18 protein-coding genes and 2 pseudogenes are annotated in these 16,923 nt (G+C 60.9%); 12 read left to right on the top strand and 8 right to left on the bottom strand.

Features of this window, described 5'->3' with window-relative positions:
* Positions 1–164: 164 nt before the first annotated feature.
* Positions 165–1,529 (top strand): MFS transporter, encoded by a 1,365-nt coding sequence (locus B0D71_RS15815; RefSeq protein WP_103395593.1) that lies wholly within the window; start codon positions 165–167, stop codon positions 1,527–1,529.
* Between the two features lie 134 nt (positions 1,530–1,663).
* Here B0D71_RS15815 and B0D71_RS15820 read toward each other — a convergent pair whose 3' ends face one another.
* Positions 1,664–2,539 carry a LysR substrate-binding domain-containing protein gene (locus B0D71_RS15820; protein WP_103395594.1) on the bottom strand — a complete coding sequence of 292 codons (876 nt, stop codon included), beginning with the start codon at positions 2,537–2,539 and terminating at the stop codon, positions 1,664–1,666.
* A gap of 337 nt (positions 2,540–2,876) precedes the next feature.
* Here B0D71_RS15820 and B0D71_RS15825 point away from each other — a divergent pair, with 337 nt between their 5' ends.
* Both B0D71_RS15825 and B0D71_RS15830 read left to right on the top strand, forming a co-directional pair.
* On the top strand, positions 2,877–3,284 hold the full coding sequence (locus B0D71_RS15825) for a response regulator (RefSeq protein WP_103395595.1): 408 nt from the start codon (positions 2,877–2,879) through the stop codon (positions 3,282–3,284).
* A gap of 60 nt (positions 3,285–3,344) precedes the next feature.
* The gene (locus tag B0D71_RS15830) at positions 3,345–4,010 is read left to right on the top strand and encodes an HAD-IA family hydrolase (protein WP_103395596.1); all 666 of its coding nucleotides are present in this window, start codon (positions 3,345–3,347) and stop codon (positions 4,008–4,010) included.
* An 18-nt stretch (positions 4,011–4,028) separates the two neighbouring features.
* Here B0D71_RS15830 and B0D71_RS15835 read toward each other — a convergent pair whose 3' ends face one another.
* Positions 4,029–4,688, bottom strand: coding sequence for a methyltransferase family protein (locus B0D71_RS15835; protein WP_103395597.1), 660 nt, complete (start codon positions 4,686–4,688; stop codon positions 4,029–4,031).
* Between the two features lie 179 nt (positions 4,689–4,867).
* Between B0D71_RS15835 and B0D71_RS15840 the strand changes: the two are divergent.
* A pseudogene (locus B0D71_RS15840) lies at positions 4,868–5,127 on the top strand (pyridoxal-phosphate dependent enzyme); the annotation flags it as partial.
* Between the two features lie 110 nt (positions 5,128–5,237).
* Here B0D71_RS15840 and B0D71_RS15845 read toward each other — a convergent pair.
* Positions 5,238–5,558 (bottom strand): DUF2388 domain-containing protein, encoded by a 321-nt coding sequence (locus B0D71_RS15845; protein WP_103395598.1) that lies wholly within the window; start codon positions 5,556–5,558, stop codon positions 5,238–5,240.
* Between the two features lie 189 nt (positions 5,559–5,747).
* Between B0D71_RS15845 and B0D71_RS15850 the strand changes: the two genes are divergently transcribed.
* Both B0D71_RS15850 and B0D71_RS15855 read left to right on the top strand, forming a co-directional pair.
* The gene (locus B0D71_RS15850; RefSeq protein ID WP_103395756.1) at positions 5,748–6,857 is read left to right on the top strand and encodes an NAD(P)/FAD-dependent oxidoreductase; all 1,110 of its coding nucleotides are present in this window, start codon (positions 5,748–5,750) and stop codon (positions 6,855–6,857) included.
* Positions 6,858–6,929: 72 nt separating this feature from the next.
* Entirely contained in the window at positions 6,930–7,526 is a 597-nt protein-coding gene (locus B0D71_RS15855; RefSeq protein ID WP_103395599.1) for a DinB family protein, read from the top strand.
* On the opposite strand, the pseudogene B0D71_RS15860 reads toward B0D71_RS15855, so the two are convergent.
* Together B0D71_RS15860 and B0D71_RS15865 are read right to left on the bottom strand one after the other, a co-directional pair.
* Positions 7,447–7,797, bottom strand: a pseudogene (locus B0D71_RS15860) (type 2 periplasmic-binding domain-containing protein); the annotation flags it as partial. The gene B0D71_RS15855 and the pseudogene B0D71_RS15860 sit on opposite strands and share 80 nt — an antisense overlap.
* A 58-nt stretch (positions 7,798–7,855) precedes the next feature.
* Positions 7,856–8,800, bottom strand: a complete 945-nt coding sequence (locus B0D71_RS15865; RefSeq protein WP_103395600.1) for a LysR substrate-binding domain-containing protein — start codon at positions 8,798–8,800, stop codon at positions 7,856–7,858.
* A gap of 220 nt (positions 8,801–9,020) precedes the next feature.
* Between B0D71_RS15865 and B0D71_RS15870 the strand changes: the two genes are divergently transcribed.
* From B0D71_RS15870 to B0D71_RS15880, 3 genes are read left to right on the top strand one after another with little or no spacing between them, the layout of a single operon-like run.
* Complete coding sequence (locus tag B0D71_RS15870; RefSeq protein WP_103395601.1) at positions 9,021–10,037, top strand: aldo/keto reductase; 1,017 nt, start codon at positions 9,021–9,023, stop codon at positions 10,035–10,037.
* Positions 10,038–10,039: 2 nt separating this feature from the next.
* Positions 10,040–10,837, top strand: a complete 798-nt coding sequence (locus B0D71_RS15875) for an SDR family NAD(P)-dependent oxidoreductase (protein WP_103395602.1) — start codon at positions 10,040–10,042, stop codon at positions 10,835–10,837.
* 26 nt (positions 10,838–10,863) lie between these two features.
* Positions 10,864–11,274 (top strand): SRPBCC family protein, encoded by a 411-nt coding sequence (locus B0D71_RS15880; RefSeq protein ID WP_103395603.1) that lies wholly within the window; start codon positions 10,864–10,866, stop codon positions 11,272–11,274.
* A gap of 141 nt (positions 11,275–11,415) precedes the next feature.
* On the opposite strand, the gene B0D71_RS15885 is transcribed toward B0D71_RS15880, so the two are convergent.
* Positions 11,416–12,819: a sensor histidine kinase gene (locus tag B0D71_RS15885; protein WP_103395604.1), complete on the bottom strand. Its 1,404-nt coding sequence runs from the start codon at positions 12,817–12,819 to the stop codon at positions 11,416–11,418.
* The gene (locus B0D71_RS15890; protein WP_103395605.1) at positions 12,797–13,480 is read right to left on the bottom strand and encodes a response regulator transcription factor; all 684 of its coding nucleotides are present in this window, start codon (positions 13,478–13,480) and stop codon (positions 12,797–12,799) included. Before B0D71_RS15890 ends, B0D71_RS15885 begins: the two co-directional genes overlap by 23 nt.
* 175 nt (positions 13,481–13,655) lie before the next feature.
* Here B0D71_RS15890 and B0D71_RS31850 point away from each other — a divergent pair, with 175 nt between their 5' ends.
* On the top strand, positions 13,656–13,964 hold the full coding sequence (locus B0D71_RS31850; protein WP_103395606.1) for a YdcA family protein: 309 nt from the start codon (positions 13,656–13,658) through the stop codon (positions 13,962–13,964).
* Between the two features lie 179 nt (positions 13,965–14,143).
* On the top strand, positions 14,144–15,073 hold the full coding sequence (locus tag B0D71_RS15900) for a hypothetical protein (protein WP_103395607.1): 930 nt from the start codon (positions 14,144–14,146) through the stop codon (positions 15,071–15,073).
* A 203-nt stretch (positions 15,074–15,276) separates the two neighbouring features.
* Here the strand turns inward: B0D71_RS15900 and B0D71_RS15905 are convergent, their stop codons facing one another.
* Positions 15,277–15,882 (bottom strand): glutathione S-transferase, encoded by a 606-nt coding sequence (locus B0D71_RS15905; protein ID WP_103395608.1) that lies wholly within the window; start codon positions 15,880–15,882, stop codon positions 15,277–15,279.
* A gap of 369 nt (positions 15,883–16,251) precedes the next feature.
* Between B0D71_RS15905 and B0D71_RS15910 the strand changes: the two genes are divergently transcribed.
* On the top strand, positions 16,252–16,656 hold the full coding sequence (locus B0D71_RS15910) for a TraR/DksA family transcriptional regulator (protein WP_007935965.1): 405 nt from the start codon (positions 16,252–16,254) through the stop codon (positions 16,654–16,656).
* Positions 16,657–16,923: the final 267 nt, after the last annotated feature.

The raw sequence follows: 16,923 nt of genomic DNA on the forward strand, positions 1-16,923 counted from the left end.
GAAGCGGCCCCGGCATTTCCGACCTTTAATCGGATGTTCCGGGTTTACGGCCGCTTCGCAGCCGAACGGGGGCAAGCCCCCTCACCACAAAGGCTTGCCCCCACAATTGGAAACCAGCGTTTTTCGTTTCATTTCTCCTTAAATAACAACAATTGGAGATTTACATGTCCGCACAACCGGTAAAAATCGACGACCTGCCCATCGGCCGTTTTCACATCAAGATCGCCGGCCTGACCTTCGGCGCGCACTTCACCGACGGCTACATCCTCGGCCTGATCGGTATCGCTTTCACCCTGCTGAGCCCACAGATGCAACTGGACGCATTCTGGCAGGGCCTGATCGGCGCTTCGGCACTGATCGGCCTGTTTCTCGGCAGCCTGTTCTTCGGCTGGATCTCCGACAAGGTTGGCCGGCAGAAAATCTTCCTCGTCAGCTTTGTGCTGATCACCCTCGCCTCGGTAATGCAGTTCTATGTTGAGTCGGCCATGGCGCTGTTCCTGTGCCGGGTACTGATCGGCATCGGCCTGGGCGGTGACTTCAGTGTCGGCCACGCCATGCTCGCCGAGTTCGCACCGAGAAAGCATCGCGGTGTGTTGCTCGGCTCATTCAGCGTGATCTGGACCTTCGGTTACGTCGCCGCGACTTTCGTTGGTACTGCGATGCTCAGCCTTGGCGATGACGCCTGGCGCTGGATGCTGGCCTCGTCGGCGATCCCGGCGGCGTTGATTCTGATCGCCCGAATCGGTACTCCGGAGTCGCCGCGCTGGCTGGTCAATCAGGGGCGTATCGCCGAGGCCCGGGCCATCGTCAAGAAACACCTGGGCGACCACGTCGAACTCGACGAAACCCCGTCCGGCGAAACCCGTTCCGGCTATGCCGTACTGTTCAGCCGCGAATACCGCAAGCGCACGGCGTTCAACTGCCTGTTCTTCGTGTGCATCGTGATGCCGTACTTCGCCATCTACACCTTTCTGCCGTCGATCCTGCAGAAGATGGGCCTGGCCGAAGGCTTCGGCACCGAACTGATGTTGAACATGCTGCTGATCCTCGGCGCGCTGATCGGCATCTGGTGCACCATCAAGTTCACTCGGCGCGGGTTCCTGATCAACTCGTTCATCATCCTCGCTGTGGCATTGTTCCTGTTGGCGGTGTTGCCGGGTAGCGCGGCGTGGCTGATGGTGCTGGTGTTCGGCGTGTTCACCCTGGTGCTGTCGGCGGTGAGTAACCTGGTGGGCGTGTTCCCGGCAGAAAGCTTTCCGACCGAAGTGCGTGCCAGCGGTATCGGCCTGGCCACGGCGGTGAGTCGCCTGGGTTCGGCGATCAGCACCTTCCTGTTGCCGGTGAGCGTGGCGGGGATTGGCTTGAGCCCGACCATGGGCATTCTCGCGGCGATCCTGGCCATTGGTGCGTTGTTGTCGTGGGCCTGGGCACCGGAGACCAAGTCGCTGACCCTGAGCCAGGCGTGCAAGGCGCAGAGTCCGGTGGAGGGTGGTTCGACGGTGGCGGGGAAAGTGGCTGCTTCGGTCTAACAGGCTGTCGCTGATCCCTGTAGGAGCGAGCTTGCTCGCGATGGACGTCAACTATAACGCTGGGTGCCTGACACACCAATGCGCTCTTTAGTCCATCGCGAGCAAGCTCGCTCCTACACAGGGGCTTCGGCCTATCAGGGATTGCTGACCAATCCCAACCACTCGGTAAACAATCGCACCTTCGACAGGCCCTGCTTGTCATTCGCCACATCCAGCCAATAGCCATACGGCCCGACCACTTCCACCGGGGTGATCGGCAGCAGGCTGCCATTGGCCAGTTCCTTTTCGATCATCTGCCGGTCGATCACCGCCAGTCCGCCGCCCGCCAGTGCGGTGTGGATCACCTGGTCCAGGGTGCTGAATTCCAGGCCTTGCCCCGCATCGACATCCTCCCGGCCCATGGCCGCCAACCAGTTTTCCCAGACCTTCAGGCGCTTGCCGTCGTGCAGGATGTGCAGCAATGGAAATTGCCGCAGGTCCGGCGGCTCGTCGTTGCTGAACAGTTCCGGGCTGGCCACGGCGATGTGCCGTTCCATCACCAGCAAGCGGCTGCTGCAATGGCTGGCCGCTTCGAGGCCGAAGCGGATGTGGCAGTCGATTTCCGCGAGGCTGTCGTGGCCCAGCGAGTTGGTCACGCTCAGGCTGATGTCGGGATAGCGTTGCACGAAAGCCCGCAGGTGCGCCGACAGCCAGCGCGTCGCCCAGGTCGGCGGCGCGACGATGCGCAGGCGCTGGCGCAGATTGGGTATACGTACGGCTTGCAACGCGCGTTCTATATGGTCGAAAGCCTCGCTCAGATGTGGGGAAAGGGCGGTGCCGGAGTCGGTCAGGGTCAGGCCCTGGGGCGTGCGGATAAACAGCGCGACGCCGAGGTAGTCTTCGAGTTGTTTGATCTGCCGGCTGACGGCGCCCTGGGTGACATTCAGGCTCAATGCCGCCTGACTGAAACTGCGATGCCGGGCGACTTCTTCGAAGATTCGTAGCATGTTGAGCGAGGGCAGTTGACGCATGAAAGAAGGGCTCCGCACCGGCCGCCAGTGTTGCGTGGGGCCGGTTGAATGTACGACATTTCCGAAGGCCCTATCTGACTATCAGTGATAAGCGGATGCAAGTGTTGTTTCGGATGACGCCATCGCTGGCAAGCCAACTCCTACAGAGATTTTCGCTGTTCACAAAACCTGTAGCAGCTGGCTGGCCAGCGATAGCGTCCTCAAGGATGCTACAAAGCCCGGATCGATCACCTGGCTACATCTAAAATGAATTTCCGCCGAGCCCGCTGCTCATACCTTTAAGGTAGCGGATTAGAGCCCCGCGAAATCATTGAGGCAATCAGGGAGTGGCACGGTCATGAGTCGAATACCGACGGCGGATGGAGATCTTCCTGGTGGATTGATTCTGGTGGTTGAGGACGACCCGCTGATCCTCGAGTTTCTCTGTGAGATTCTTCAAGAGGAAGGTTTTGTCGTTGAGCCGAAGATCAGTGCGGATGCGGCGATCCTCTATCTGGAACAGCATGCACCCGAGGTGGGCATGCTGTTGACGGACATCACCATGCCCGGCGCGCTCAATGGCGCGGACCTGGCCAACCAGTTCGGCGATCGCTGGCCGGACAAGCCGATCATGATCATGTCCGGTTTCGAAACCCCTGAAAGCGCAGGCGTGCGGCACGTGGTTTCATTCATCAGGAAACCCTGGATGATTGGCGGGCTGCTCGATTGCGTGGGGCAGACATTCAAGTCCAGACGACTCAACTGAGGCGCGCGCAGATGCTACATTGCCGGGCAAATCCGTCCGGCACCTGCGAGGCCATTTTCCTTGTCCGATCACTCTGTATTCAACTCGACCTACCGTGCATTTCTGTTCGACATGGACGGTACGGTCCTGACGTCCATTGCCGCCGCCGAGCGGGTCTGGACAACCTGGGCCGTGCGCCATGGCGTCGATGTCGAGACCTTTCTGCCGACCATTCACGGTGCCCGCGCCATCGACACCATCCGGCGCCTGGGCTTGCCCGGGGTGGAGGCCGAGGCTGAAGCCGCGTGGATTACCGAAGCGGAAATCGAGGATGTCGACGGGGTATTCGAAGTGGCGGGCGCGGCGAAATTCTTGCGGTCATTGCCAGTCAATCAGTGGGCTATCGTCACTTCCGCCCCGCGGAAACTGGCGTTGCGGCGGATGGGGGCAGCGGGCATTCCCGAGCCCGAGGTGATGGTGACGGCCGAGGACGTCACGGCGGGCAAACCCGATCCGGCGGGGTACCAACTCGCGGCCCGGCGCCTGGGTGTCGAACCTGAGCAGTGTCTGGTTTTTGAAGATGCCACGGTGGGGATTCTGGCGGCCGAGGCGGCAGGGGCGGATTTGATGATTGTCACGGCGACTCATGGGCAGCCTGTTGAGACGCGGCATGGGACGTTGGCGAGTTATGAATCTGTGCGGGTTCTGGTGGATGCCGCAGGTCTCATGGGGGTGCACAAAATCTAATGTGGGATAGGGATGCAGTCAGTAAAGTCCTGGGATCAACCTCCAGCTGCGGGCGCAATAGGCCTCGTATTCACTACCGAACTGCGCCTTGAGCAAGGCTTCTTCAGAGTGAATGCGCGCGATCAGCGGGATCAGCGTCAGCGCCACCAATATCAGCCCGACCCCCGAGCGAAACGCCAGCGCCCAACCAATGCCGATGACCATCATCCCCAGATAACTGGGGTTGCGCAGGTTGCGGTAAATACCTTCGGTGACCAGGCGATGCCCCGGCTGGATGGCCACCAGCCCGCTGAAGCGCTTGCCCAGCACAAACACCGGCCACAATCGCAGCGCGCCGCCGACGATGAACAGCAGCGCCCCGAGCCAGCGCACGCCTTCACCACCGAAGGTCCAGAAATCGATGCGGTCAGTGTAGGCCGGCAGGAATCCGCTCAGTAGCCCGATCACGCCGAAGGCCGGAATGACCCAGCGATTGGCCCGGTCTTCGCGTTCCCCCGAACTCAGGTTGACCTCGGTGAACAGTGACGCGACGGCCATGATCAGGGTGGCCAGGGCAACGACGACCAGTGAACCGTGGCTGAAATAGGCCGCGAAACCACCCAGCCCCCCAATCGCCAGGGCGAGGTAGGCGAGGGTGCTGACGACGGCGAAAAACGCCAGTTTGGCCGAGATTTTCATGGTGCCTCCCAAAAAAATTCCGGTATGTTCAAGTGTAGATACCGATGGTTCCCGCGCTGAGCGAGCGTTATCGCCGAGACGATTGCCCCGGGGCCGGGTGAACTAAGCTTGGGAGAGAGGACCGTTCACCACCGGCTCGCGGTCGCTCGACGAGCCGGTGGCGTGTAACAGGAGCCCTTATGCTTCATATCCGCACGCCTCTGATCCTGCATCCTGGCCTGTCGACCCCGACCCGGCGTATCTGGCTGAAACTGGAAAACCTGCAACCTGGCGGCTCGTTCAAAATACGCGACAATCGGGTTGCTGTGCAGCCGGGCGGCGCAGCAGGGCAAGCGCAAAGTGGTCTGTCCTGGTCACGGCCATGGCCGCAGCATGCCTGGGCCTCAAGGCCTGCATCGTGGTGCCGCACACCACCGCGCAAAGCACCCGGGTGAGTATCAACGCGCAGCTCGTGGCCGGGTGGGCACGCATGTCCACTGGCACGCACGGCAAGTAGGGCTGGAAACGCTATCCCGGTGTCACTAGCCCCACCGCTCGCGATGACGATCTTCAGTGATCGGCGGCAACGCCTTCCTGGACGAGAATGGCGCGGGCCAGGTCTTCGTCGCTTGCGTTATTGAGCGCAGGATTGTCCTGACGGACTTTTTTCAACACCGCCTCCAGATAAGCACCACGAATCGCACCGCCACTGGCCACGAAGCTGGAGGCGTCATCCCGGGCGGGAATCATGAGTTTGTGGTCTTTGAACGTCGAGTACAGCGAGGCGGAAACCCCGGCGGAAGTGGCGACGTCACCCGCATCCACTTTGGCCAGAGCCGAACCTGCGGGCAAACAAAGTACCAGCGTAGAAATGATAAACAGACGGCGCATGACGGTGTCCTCCGACAGCATGAAGCATAAGGGAAGTACCACATAGTTTAGGATGCGCGACGGCCACCGAGAGTTCCCTGATGCTGCCGACTCTGCGAATCGACGAGCGGCTACATGGCCTTGCCGCTGGTGATTTTCTCCAGCCTGATCGACTATCGACAGCCAGACAGGTGTGAGAGGGCAGGGACGTTGAACGTCGATATTCAAAGCGTGGTGATCGGGGCGGGTGTCGTCGGGCTGGCCGTGGCCAGGACCCTGGCCATGAGCGGACGCGAAGTGCTTGTGGTCGAGGCCGGTGCGGGCATCGGCGCGGGTGTCAGCTCACGAAACTCGGAAGTGATTCACGCCGGCATCTATTACCCGAGCGGCAGTCTCAAGGCCCGGTTGTGCGTGGAGGGCAAGCAGCGCCTCTACGCGTTTTGCGATGAGCACGGCGTTGAATACCGGCGCGTCGGCAAGCTGATCGTGGCCACTGATGAGCAGCAGCACTCGGCTTTGCAGCGTCTGTTGGAGCAGGGGCGCCTCAATGGTGTCGATAACCTGCAATGGCTGGATGGCGCACAGGCCCGGGCGCTTGAACCGGCGCTGTCCTGCGTCGCGGCGCTGTGGTCGCCCTCCACCGGCATCGTCGATTCCCACGCCCTGATGCTGGCGCTTCAGGGCGATGCCGAGCGGTTCGGCGCGACGCTGGCCCTGCACACGCCGTTGCTGTCGGCCCGTTGCAGGGAGCAGGGCTTCGAGTTGCACATGGGCGGCAGCCAACCCATGACCCTGCACTGCCGCGAATTGATCAACTGTGCGGGGCTGTCCTCTCCCAAAGTGGCGCGCACTATTATCGGTCTGCCTGGGTCATTCATTCCCGAGGCGCATTTGTGCAAGGGCAGTTATTTCAGTTTCAGCGGCCGGGCGCCGTTTCGCCACTTGGTGTATCCGGCCCCGGAGAGCGCGGGACTGGGCGTGCACATGACGCTCGACCTGGGTGGGCAGGCGCGCTTCGGGCCGGATGTCGAATGGGTCGAGCACATTGATTACCGCGTCGAACCCCGTCGGGCCGAGGGGTTCTATCAGGCGATCCGCCGTTATTGGCCGGATTTGCCGGACAACAGCCTGCAACCGGCCTACAGCGGTATCCGCCCGAAAATCACCGGGCCGACGGAACCGGCCGCCGACTTTCTCATCAGCGGATGCGCCGAACATGGCGTGCCGGGACTGGTGAATCTGTTCGGCATCGAATCACCGGGGCTGACCAGTTGCCTGGCGCTCGCCGAGCACGTGGTGAAACGCCTGAACGACCGATGATCAGTGCTGGCGCTGCTTTGCGGCCATCGGGTCTATGCTAGGGAGTGCGCTTACTGCCATCGGAGAACTCTGATGATCACCGTACGCACTGCCTGTATGCTGGCCGATTACAAACGCTGGGCCAATCAGCGCCTGTTTGATAGCCTTGCGGCACTTCCTCCGGGCGAAGTCAAAAAAGAACGGGTGTCGGTGTTCAAAAACATGATCGGCACCCTCAACCACGTCTATGTGGTCGATTGCATCTGGCGGGCGCACCTTGAAGGCCGGGGGCATGGCTTCAAGACTTCACACGACCTGCTGCATGCCAACCTGTCCGAACTGCGCATGGCGCAAAAAGAGATCGATCGCTGGTACTGCGACTGGAGCGCCCGGCAAACCGATGCCTCCCTGGACAAGCCCGTGGAGTTCACTTTTGTCTCGGGCGAAAGCGGCGTCATGAGCGCTGGCGCGATGCTGATGCACGTGGTCAACCACGCCAGCTATCACCGTGGCTGGGTGGTGCAGATGTACTTCGAGATCCCGGCCATGCCACCGGTCACCGACATGCCGGTGTACCTGCGCGAATCTGAACCGGTGGTCCTGCAGTCGATCAATGCCCCGACAGTGGCGCCGCCATGTGCTGTGCAATTTTCGAGCGCAACCAGCGTTCTGCCGGATCGTTATCGTTGACCCCGTTCCAGACCATCGACAGTTCGGACAGGTTGATCTCGAACGGCGCATCGTCAGCCCGTAATTGGCTGCTGCCGTCGATCAACGCACTCGCCGCATAATCGGGCACCGTGGCGAGTATGTCGGTGCCCGCCAGCACCACCCGGCGCGAACGGCCGATCCGCGCCAGGTCATTGTCGATGGCCCCGCTCAAATCCCCGGAAAACGACACCAGCGCGTGAGGGCGTTCGCAGAACTCGTCCAGGGTCAACGGGCCGGGACGATCATCGCCGTGTTTTCAGTAAAGCACCAAACCCTGTAGGAGCGAGCCTGCTCGCAATAGCTGTGGGTCAGTCAATGCTAATGCTGTCTGTGCTGGCCCCTTCGCGAGCAGGCTCGCCCCCACAGGTGTCAGGTTCGGTCAACATCTTGCGGAAGGTTTCTACCAGCGGCCGCAAGTTGATCCGGTGCCACGCCGCCCACAGCGGTCGGGTGAGGGGAATCCATGGCACTTCCCGCAGTACCACGCCTGGCGGTGCGTTGCGGCTCAAGCCTTTCTGGATCATGGCGATGCCCAGTCCCGAGGCCACCAGGGCCATTGCCGTGAAGGGGCCGGTGGCTTCCATGCGGATATCCGGGGTGAAGCCTGCGCGGATACAGGCGCTGACGAAGTTTTCCCGGCTGGTGACATTCTGGTGTTGCACACCAATCCACTCTTGATTGGCGAGATCTTCCGGGGTCAGCACGCTCTTCTGTGCCAGGGGATGGTGCTCGGGCAGGACCAGCAGCATCGGGTCGTCCAGCACCTGGAAACCCAGCAGGTCTGGGTCGTCGTCCGTCGGCGGTTCGCTGACCAGTGCGATATCGAGACTACGCTGGCGCAAGCCTTCGAGTTGTTCGGCGGAGCTCTGGTTGTACAGCGCCACATGCACGTTCGGCCGGTTGACCCGCAACACGCGCAAGGCATTGGGCAACACGCCGGCGTGCATGGCGTTTTCGATGTAGCCGATGCACAAGCCGCCTTCTTCGCCGCGCCCCAAACGCTTGCCGAGGGATTCCAGGCGACTGGCGTGGGTCAGCAGGGCGCGGGTTTCGGCGAGGAAGGTCTGGCCGTCGCGGGTCAGGCGGATGCGTTGCTGGCTGCGCTCGAACAGGGTCAGGCCCAGGCGTTCTTCGAGCTGGGCGATCTGTCGGCTCAGGGGCGACTGGGAAATGTGCAGGCGTTCGGCGGCGCGTCCGACGTGTTCTTCCTCGGCGACGGCGACGAAGTAGCGCAATTGGCGGATGTCGATCATGTCAGACCTTAAGGGACTCAAGTGCTGCAGATTATGTCTTGGACGGTCCGATCCTCGCAATCTAGGATTTGCTCAACGGTCACTGCAAAGCGCTGACCCCTGTAGGAGCCGGCTTGCCGGCGATAGCGGTTCTTCAGGCGACACCTGTGTCGACTGTTCCGGCGCAATCGCCAGCAAGCCGGCTCCTACAGGGTTACCTGATAATCGAGAGGATTCATCCATGAGCTTGAAAGACAAACTGCCCGGTGCACTGGGTTTCGGTACCGCGCCGCTGGGCAACATGTTCCGTGCCATTGCGGAAGAAGAAGCGCAGGCGACTGTCCACGCCGCCTGGGACGCCGGTGTGCGCTACTTCGATACCGCGCCGTTCTACGGTTCGGGTCTGTCGGAGATTCGTCTTGGCGCCGCGCTCTCACGCTACAACCGTGACGACTATGTGCTCAGCAGCAAGGTCGGCCGGGTGATTCTCGATGAAGTCGAAGACGCCGCTGCCCGTGACCTGGGCGAGAAGAGCGGGGTATTCGAACACGGCCTGCCGAACAAGATCGTCAATGACTACAGCGCCGACGCGACCCTGCGTTCGATCGAGGACAGCCTCAAACGCCTGCAAACCGATCGCCTCGACATCGTCTGGGTGCACGACATCGCCCAGGATTTCTACGGCGATCAGTGGCTGGAGTACTTCAACCAGGCCCGTACCGGTGCCTTCAAAGTGCTGACCCGCCTGCGTGAAGAGGGCGTGATCAAGGGCTGGGGCTTGGGCGTGAACAAGGTTGAGCCATGCGAGTTGACCCTTGATCTGAGCGAAGCGCAGCCGGACGGTTTTCTGCTGGCGGGTCGCTACACTCTTCTCGATCATGATCGCGCCTTGCAGCGATTGATGGACGCCGCCCTGGCGCAGAACGTCGAGATCGTGGTCGGCGGACCTTACAGCTCGGGCATTCTGGCCGGTGGCGCACACTTCGAATACCAGAAGGCCAGCCCGGCGATCATCAGCAAGGTCGAGCAAATCAAACGCATCGCCGCGGCCCACGGTGTCGATATCAAGGCAGCGGCGTTGCAATTCTCGTTGGCTAACCCGGCGGTGGCGGCGGTGATTCCGGGTTCCAGCCGCCCGCAGCGGATTGCCGAAGACGTGGCTGCGTTGTCGGCGGTGATTCCCACCGCATTCTGGCATGCGATGCGTGAGGCGAAGCTGGTTTCCGAGCGCGCACCCTTGCCCCTCATTGGAGCTTGAGCATGAAGATTGATTTGAGTGGAAAACTGGCAATCGTCAGCGGCAGCACCGCCGGCATTGGCCTGGGCATCAGCCAGGCGCTGGCCGAGGCGGGCGCCACGGTGGTGGTGATCGGCCGCGACACGGCCAAGGTCGAGCAGGCGCTGGCGAGCATTCGTCAACGGGTTCCCGCCGCGCAATTGCGTGGCGTGACCGCCGACCTCGGCACCGCCGAAGGCGCCGAAAAATTGTTCGCCGCCGAACCTCGGGCGGACATCCTGGTGAACAACCTCGGGATCTTCAACACGGTGGATTTCTACGACGCCCCGGACAGTGAGTGGGCACGCTTCTACGAGGTCAACGTGATCTCCGGCGTACGCCTGTCACGGCATTACACGCCGGACATGATCAAGCAGGGCTGGGGGCGGGTGATCTTCCTGTCTTCGGAATCCGGCGTGGCGACGCCGGCGGACATGATCAACTACGGCGTGACCAAAAGCGCCAACCTGGCCGTGTCCCATGGCCTGGCCAAACGCCTGGCCGGCACCGGCGTGACGGTCAACGCAATCCTGCCCGGCCCGACCTTTACCGATGGCCTGGAAGAGATGCTCAAGGACGCCACGGCCGAATCCGGGCGCAGCGCCCGGGACGAAGCCGATGCGTTCGTGCGCAAGGCCCGGCCGACGTCGATCATCCAGCGCGTGGCGGATGTCGAGGAAGTCGCCAATCTGGTGGCCTACATCGCTTCGCCGTTATCCTCGGCCACCACCGGCGCTGCCTTGCGGGTCGACGGCGGTGTGGTCGACAGCCTGGCCATCTGAACCTTATTGATTAGAGAGAATATTTCATGGCAACTGCATCAGCCTCCATCGACATCCCGGCTTCGGCCGAGCAGGTCTGGCAATTGATTGGCGGTTTCAACTCGCTGCCGGACTGGCTGCCGTTCATTCCCAAGAGCGAGCTCAGCGAAGGCGGGCGCGTGCGCAGCCTGCAAACGGCGGACGGCGCGGTGGTGGTCGAGCGCCTGCAAGCGTTCGACAACGCGGGCCAAACCTACAGCTACTCGATTTTGCAGGCGCCGTTTCCGGCGACTGATTATCTGGCGACGATCAAGGTGGAAGCACAAGGCGAGGGCGCGCGGGTGACCTGGTCCGGGCGGTTTGAACCGGTGGGTGTGAGCAATGAGGAAGTGCAGGCGTTGTTTACCGGCATCTATCAGGGTGGGCTTGAGGCGCTGCGGGCCAATTACCCGGCCTGATCCACGCAGCGCAAATCACCACCAATCCTCTGTAGGAGCGAGCCTGCTCGCGATGGACGCAAGGTCGACGCGTTGAATCAGACTGCACGCGTTATCGTTGACGTCCATCGCGAGCAGGCTCGCTCCTACAGGGATTCAATTTCAGGCCTGCGGAATCAGACTCTCCCGGCAATCAAGCACCAGCCGTGCGCCACCCAGTTCGCTGTGGGCCACTTCCAGCGTAAACCCGTGCAGGCTGACAATCGCCGCGACGATGGACAGCCCGAGCCCGAAGCCGCTTTTCTGATTGCCTGCCTCGGCGCGATAGAAACGCTGGAACACCGCCTCGCGTTCCGCCTCGGGAATACCCGGGCCGGAGTCGAGTACTTCGATTCGCGTGTGCCCGCTGTCATTGACCCCGCGCAAGATCACCGCGCCGCCGGGCGGGGTGAATTTGATCGAGTTGCTCAGCAGGTTCGCCACGGCTTCGAACAGCAGTGCCCGGTCGCCATTGAGGGGGGGCAATGAGGCGGGCAGGTGCAGTTGGAACACCAGCCCGTCGTCTTCGGCCAGGGGCAGATAGAACTCATGCAGCTCTTGCAACAACGCCACCGGGTCCACTTGCACGAATCCGGAGCGGCGCTGGCGGTCTTCCAGTTCGGAAATCCGCAGCAAGCCACGGAAACGCGCCATCAGCGTATCGGCCTCGGCCAGTACCAGGTCCAGTTGCATGGCCTGCGGTGAACCTTCGCCGGCTTGCTGCTGCATGCGGTAAAGCTGGGCGCGCAGACGGGTCAGGGGCGTACGCAGGTCATGGGCAATGTTGTCGCACACGCCCTTGACCTCGTTCATCAGGCGCTCGATGCGTTCGAGCATGGCGTTGACGATGGCGGCGAGCATGTCCAGTTCGTCACGCCGATTGGACAGTGGCAACCGCCGGCTCAGGTCACCCGCGACGATGGCTTCGGCGCTGGCCTGAATCCCGCGAATACGGCGCAACGGCCGGCGTCGCAGCAAGTACCAGCCGACGATGCCCGGAATAATGGTCAGGGTCACCCCCCAGAACAGGGCATGAAGGATGATCCGGGTCACGGCGAACAGCGAGCCGTTGTCGCGCACCAGCACCAGCCAGCGGCCGTCGAGGGTGCGGGTTGCCACGGCGTCGCAACTGTCGGCGGGCAGCGTCTGGTCATCATCGTCGCCGGAGGCATCGCAGTCGCGCAGCATGTGGATCTTGCCATCGAGTGGCAAGCCGTCCGGAATGTAGCGCAGGGCACCGCTGAGGTAGCGATGTTGGGCATCGAACAGGCCGTAGGCGTCGATACCGCGGATGTCGAAGGTCATGCTGACGGCGAGGGCGTCCACCAGTTGCTCGCCCGAAAACCGCGAAAACAGGTGCTGGCGCTGCATCAGCGAGTGCTTGGCCAGGTTGTCCAGGTAAGCGGAAACCTCGTAGTACATGACCCCCATGAGAATCCCGCTCCAGATCACGAACAGCGAACTGTAGAGCGCCAGCAAACGGCTGCTGGAGGAGCGCCAGCCTTTAGACGGGTTCGGCAATGACATAACCCGAGCCTCGCACGGTCCGAATCAGTGGGACATTGCCAGGCGGGTCGATCTTCTTGCGCAGACGGCCGATGTGGACATCGATCAGATTGGTGCCGGGGTCGAAGTGGTAACCCCAGACCTCTTCGAAAATCATCATCCGCGAGAGGATTTGCCCGGTATTGCGCATCAAGAATTCCAGCAGCTTGTACTCGGTGGGCAACAGCGTCAGCAGTTGACCGTCGCGGCTGGCTTCGTGGCTGATCAGGTTCAGCTCCAGGTCCGCCACCCGCAGCGTGGTGGCCTGGGCGGTCACGGTGTTCTGCCGGCGCAGCAGGACTTCGACCCGGGCGGCCATTTCATCGGTGGCGAAGGGTTTGGTCAGGTAGTCGTCGCCACCGGCGCGCAAGCCACGCACGCGCTCATCGACGTCGGACAGTGCGCTGATCATCAGGATCGGCGTGGCCACGCCCATGGTCCGCAGCGTGGTGACAATCGCCAGGCCATCGAGCTCGGGCAACATGCGGTCGAGGGTGATCAGGTCATAGTTGCCGCTGACCGCACGCTCCAGCCCTTCGCGGCCATTGTCGACCCAGTCGACGTCGAGGCCGTGGTTACTCAGTTCGGCGACAATTTCCCGGGCGGTCACGGCGTCGTCTTCGATGGTCAAGATGCGGGTCATAAGGCTGGCCTGATAAGCAGTTCAATACGAAGTTGCAAGCATTTTGCCAAGAATTGTCCGCGACTTAATAAATTAACTTTCATCTGGCCGGGGGCGTTGCTCGCAACATTGATATCATTGAGCCATAACCTCGATAGGGTGCTGCGTTGTGCTTACCTCGATCCGCTGTGGCTGGATGCCGATTTGTCTGTTGCTGTTCAGTGTTTTCAGTTCATCGGCCTGGGCTGGCAATACACCCTGTTCCGGCAAGAAGGGTGGAATCGATCGATGCGACGGCGACCTGTTCCTGTGTAACGACGGCTCGATCAGCGGCTCGAAAAAAAGCTGCTCGGCCATGTTCGGCGGTCAGACCCAGGCACGTCCACAAGCGTTTATCCAGGACACGCAGGGTTGCTCCTGCGGTACCGGTTCGTTTTGTACCGGGCCCAGAGGGGGCGTTTACTGCCTGACCCCAAGTGGCAATAAAAGCTATAAGCGCAAATGACCCATGCATAAAACCCGTCGAAGCAACCTGATCGTTGCAGTTTGCATGGGGCAGAGAAGTTCAAACTTTCCAAGTGATTGAAACAGAACGATTTATTCAAAGTGCGCGACTGGCACGGTGACTGCAATTCCTTCCTTGAAGAGTTGTAACACCATCTTTCTGCCTGGAGCGATAAAACAATGAATAGATCCTCTGATGGTTTCTATCCTGCCATGGACGAGTCCACCACGCTGTCCGGCGTGTCCTGGGGAGCGATTTTCGCGGGTGCCGCTGCGGCGGCGGCGTTGTCGCTGATCCTGGTGTTGCTCGGTTTCGGCCTGGGTTTTTCTGCGGTATCGCCCTGGGCCAATGAAGGCGTGAGCGCCAAAGGCCTGGGGATCTCGACCATTGTCTGGCTGGCCTTTACTCAGATCATCGCTTCCGGACTTGGCGGTTACATCGCCGGGCGGCTGCGGGTGAAGTGGGCGTACATGCATGGCGATGAAGTTTACTTTCGCGACACGGCCCATGGTTTTCTGGCCTGGTGCGTGGCGACGCTGGTGACGGCCACGCTGGTCGCCGGCTCGGTCAGCAGCCTGGTGGGCGGAGGCGTGCAGGCCGGGGCGAACATGGTCGGTGGAGCGGCGAGTGCCGCGACGCAAGCCGTGGGCACTTCGGCGGGCAATACCAATAGCGATCAATACGGTTACTTCGTTGACAGCCTGTTCCGTGATGATCGTCCGGGTGCTGTCAGCGATGATGCGGCCCGGGGTGCCGTCACCCGGATCTTTGTACGTTCCCTGAGCATGGATGGACTGGCCAGCGAAGACCGGACTTATCTGGCGCAACTGGTCGCGCAGCGGACCAACCTGACTCAGGCCGACGCCGAACGTCGTGTCGATGAGGTGTATGCCCGCACCCAAAAAACCGTGGCCGATGCCAAACAAGGCGCACAAGAGGCTGCCGACATAGCCGCCAAAGTGGCGGCGTGGACCACGCTGTGGATGTTCGTTGCACTGTTGGCCGGTGCGTTTTTCGCCAGCCTTGCCGCGACCTTCGGCGGTCGCCGTCGGGATGCGGTGGTGTATCTGGAAACCGGCGCTTACGTCACCACGATTCCTGTTCGCTAACCCAGGAGAATCATCATGCGTTCATTACTGCTGTTCTTTCTCGGCGTGCCAATCCCGATCATTATTTTGATTGCGTTGTTTGTGCATTGAATTGACTGGACGCTTTAAAAGCTTCGCGGGCAAGCCCGCTCCCACAGAAGGACGCAATCGACTGTGGGAGCGGGCTTGCCCGCGAAGATGGCTAATCAGGTGAAAAAAATCACTCAGTCAATCGGCGTGCTGACAAACACCTCAAGCCCTTCGGCATACGCAGTAAATGCGGCGATTCGCGGAAACTGTGCCGCACTCACCTGGTCCGGCACCACCAGATTGGTGAAGCTCCAGGCCACCGCCAACGTGATGCCGTCCTGCTCGATCGCACCGTCAGTCTTCAGCGGCTGTTTTTCCAGCTCCCGCTCCAGCGCCGAATAGGCCGCCACCAACTGTCCTTCGACCCGCTGCACCCAAGGCTCGAATTGAATCTCCGCCGGCCGCAGGTTGCGCTCGTAATAAAGCTGCACGGATTTTTCGCTGGCGGCCAAGGCCAGGCCAACCAGGCGCAACGCGCGTAGGCGCTGGCTCGGTTCGACAGGCATCAGGCTGTTATCGGCCAGGGATTCCAGGTAATCGATGATCAGTGTCGAATCCATCAACACTTCACCGTCATCCAGCACCAGGGTGGGCGCCTTGACCACCGGGTTGATCTGCTGAAATTGTTCGAAGTGGCGGAACACCGAGACCGATTGATGTTCCAGGGCGATTCCCAGGTATTTCGCAGAAATGGCGACGCGCCTGACATAGGGCGAGTCCAGCATACCGATCAGCTTCATGGTCCTTTCCTTTATATGGCCATTTCGTGAGGGACAACCTTAGCTGAGGTTCGCAGCCCTGCAAATGACAGTGAAAAATGCGCGGTGCAGGCCGTTTGTCATCTATATACAGCCGCTCGATTGAATTTCTTGCTATAAACGCACTCCGATTACCGCCTCAAAGCCTGCCGTAGAGCATTTTCAGGGCTTTGTCGGACAAATTCGCTGTCTTTTCAGTTGCTGAGGCCTCAAGTCGGCCTTAGACTGCCGCCCCTCGTAAATTGAGTGCCGGGTGGCGCTTGGAACAAATGGCGCCTTTCCGATGGCCTGCCCAGGTCTGCCGGAACGCTCCCTTATTCGCCTTAATGCACGTTTTTTATAGAGATATCAATGACAAAGGACAAGTTGCTGGCCATGCCGGCGGATGACTACATGAATGCCGAGCAACATGCTTTTTTCTCCGAGCTGTTGCAGAACATGAAAGTCGAAACCCATGAGCGCATCGAACAGAACCGCATCGCCATCGAGAGTCTGGACACCCCGGCCGATCCGGCAGACGCGGCTTCGGTCGAAGAAGAGCGCACCTGGCTGGTAAACGCGATCGATCGCGACCAGCGCATGCTGCCTCAGTTGGAACAAGCCCTTGAGCGTATCAAGGAAGACAGCTTCGGCTGGTGCGACGACAGCGGCGAGCCGATTGGCCTCAAGCGCCTGCTGATCAGCCCGACCACCAAGTACTGCATCGAAGCTCAAGAGCGTCACGAGCAAATCGACAAGCACCAGCGTCAGGCCTGATTCTGCGAGGCAACCCGTTTTAAAGGGGCTGCCCTGAAAAGATCGCAGCCTGCACCAGCCCCTGCGTAATTGAAGCAGGGCGCTGGCGCAGGCTGCGATCTTTGCTTTGTGCCGTCTTCGATTTCCCTCCGGTTCTTCTATTGATCTGCTGCAACGTTCGCGACTAAAGGCTCATGGATAATGGCTTTATGGTGGCGTTAAATGCGAAGACAACAATTAGAAGTTTTCCGGGGTGACGATGATGACGAGAGACGGGTCTCTGGTTGC

Source organism: Pseudomonas laurylsulfativorans, from assembly GCF_002906155.1.
GTDB lineage: Bacteria > Pseudomonadota > Gammaproteobacteria > Pseudomonadales > Pseudomonadaceae > Aquipseudomonas > Aquipseudomonas laurylsulfativorans.

Coding starts and splice junctions, on each gene's coding strand:
- B0D71_RS15815 (WP_103395593.1), top strand. CDS start 165: ATGTCCGCACAACCGGTAAAAATCGACGACCTGCCCATCGGCCGTTTT.
- B0D71_RS15820 (WP_103395594.1), bottom strand. CDS start 2,539: ATGCGTCAACTGCCCTCGCTCAACATGCTACGAATCTTCGAAGAAGTC.
- B0D71_RS15825 (WP_103395595.1), top strand. CDS start 2,877: ATGAGTCGAATACCGACGGCGGATGGAGATCTTCCTGGTGGATTGATT.
- B0D71_RS15835 (WP_103395597.1), bottom strand. CDS start 4,688: ATGAAAATCTCGGCCAAACTGGCGTTTTTCGCCGTCGTCAGCACCCTC.
- B0D71_RS15845 (WP_103395598.1), bottom strand. CDS start 5,558: ATGCGCCGTCTGTTTATCATTTCTACGCTGGTACTTTGTTTGCCCGCA.
- B0D71_RS15855 (WP_103395599.1), top strand. CDS start 6,930: ATGATCACCGTACGCACTGCCTGTATGCTGGCCGATTACAAACGCTGG.
- B0D71_RS15865 (WP_103395600.1), bottom strand. CDS start 8,800: ATGATCGACATCCGCCAATTGCGCTACTTCGTCGCCGTCGCCGAGGAA.
- B0D71_RS15870 (WP_103395601.1), top strand. CDS start 9,021: ATGAGCTTGAAAGACAAACTGCCCGGTGCACTGGGTTTCGGTACCGCG.
- B0D71_RS15875 (WP_103395602.1), top strand. CDS start 10,040: ATGAAGATTGATTTGAGTGGAAAACTGGCAATCGTCAGCGGCAGCACC.
- B0D71_RS15880 (WP_103395603.1), top strand. CDS start 10,864: ATGGCAACTGCATCAGCCTCCATCGACATCCCGGCTTCGGCCGAGCAG.
- B0D71_RS15885 (WP_103395604.1), bottom strand. CDS start 12,819: ATGTCATTGCCGAACCCGTCTAAAGGCTGGCGCTCCTCCAGCAGCCGT.
- B0D71_RS15890 (WP_103395605.1), bottom strand. CDS start 13,480: ATGACCCGCATCTTGACCATCGAAGACGACGCCGTGACCGCCCGGGAA.
- B0D71_RS31850 (WP_103395606.1), top strand. CDS start 13,656: ATGCCGATTTGTCTGTTGCTGTTCAGTGTTTTCAGTTCATCGGCCTGG.
- B0D71_RS15900 (WP_103395607.1), top strand. CDS start 14,144: ATGAATAGATCCTCTGATGGTTTCTATCCTGCCATGGACGAGTCCACC.
- B0D71_RS15905 (WP_103395608.1), bottom strand. CDS start 15,882: ATGAAGCTGATCGGTATGCTGGACTCGCCCTATGTCAGGCGCGTCGCC.
- B0D71_RS15910 (WP_007935965.1), top strand. CDS start 16,252: ATGACAAAGGACAAGTTGCTGGCCATGCCGGCGGATGACTACATGAAT.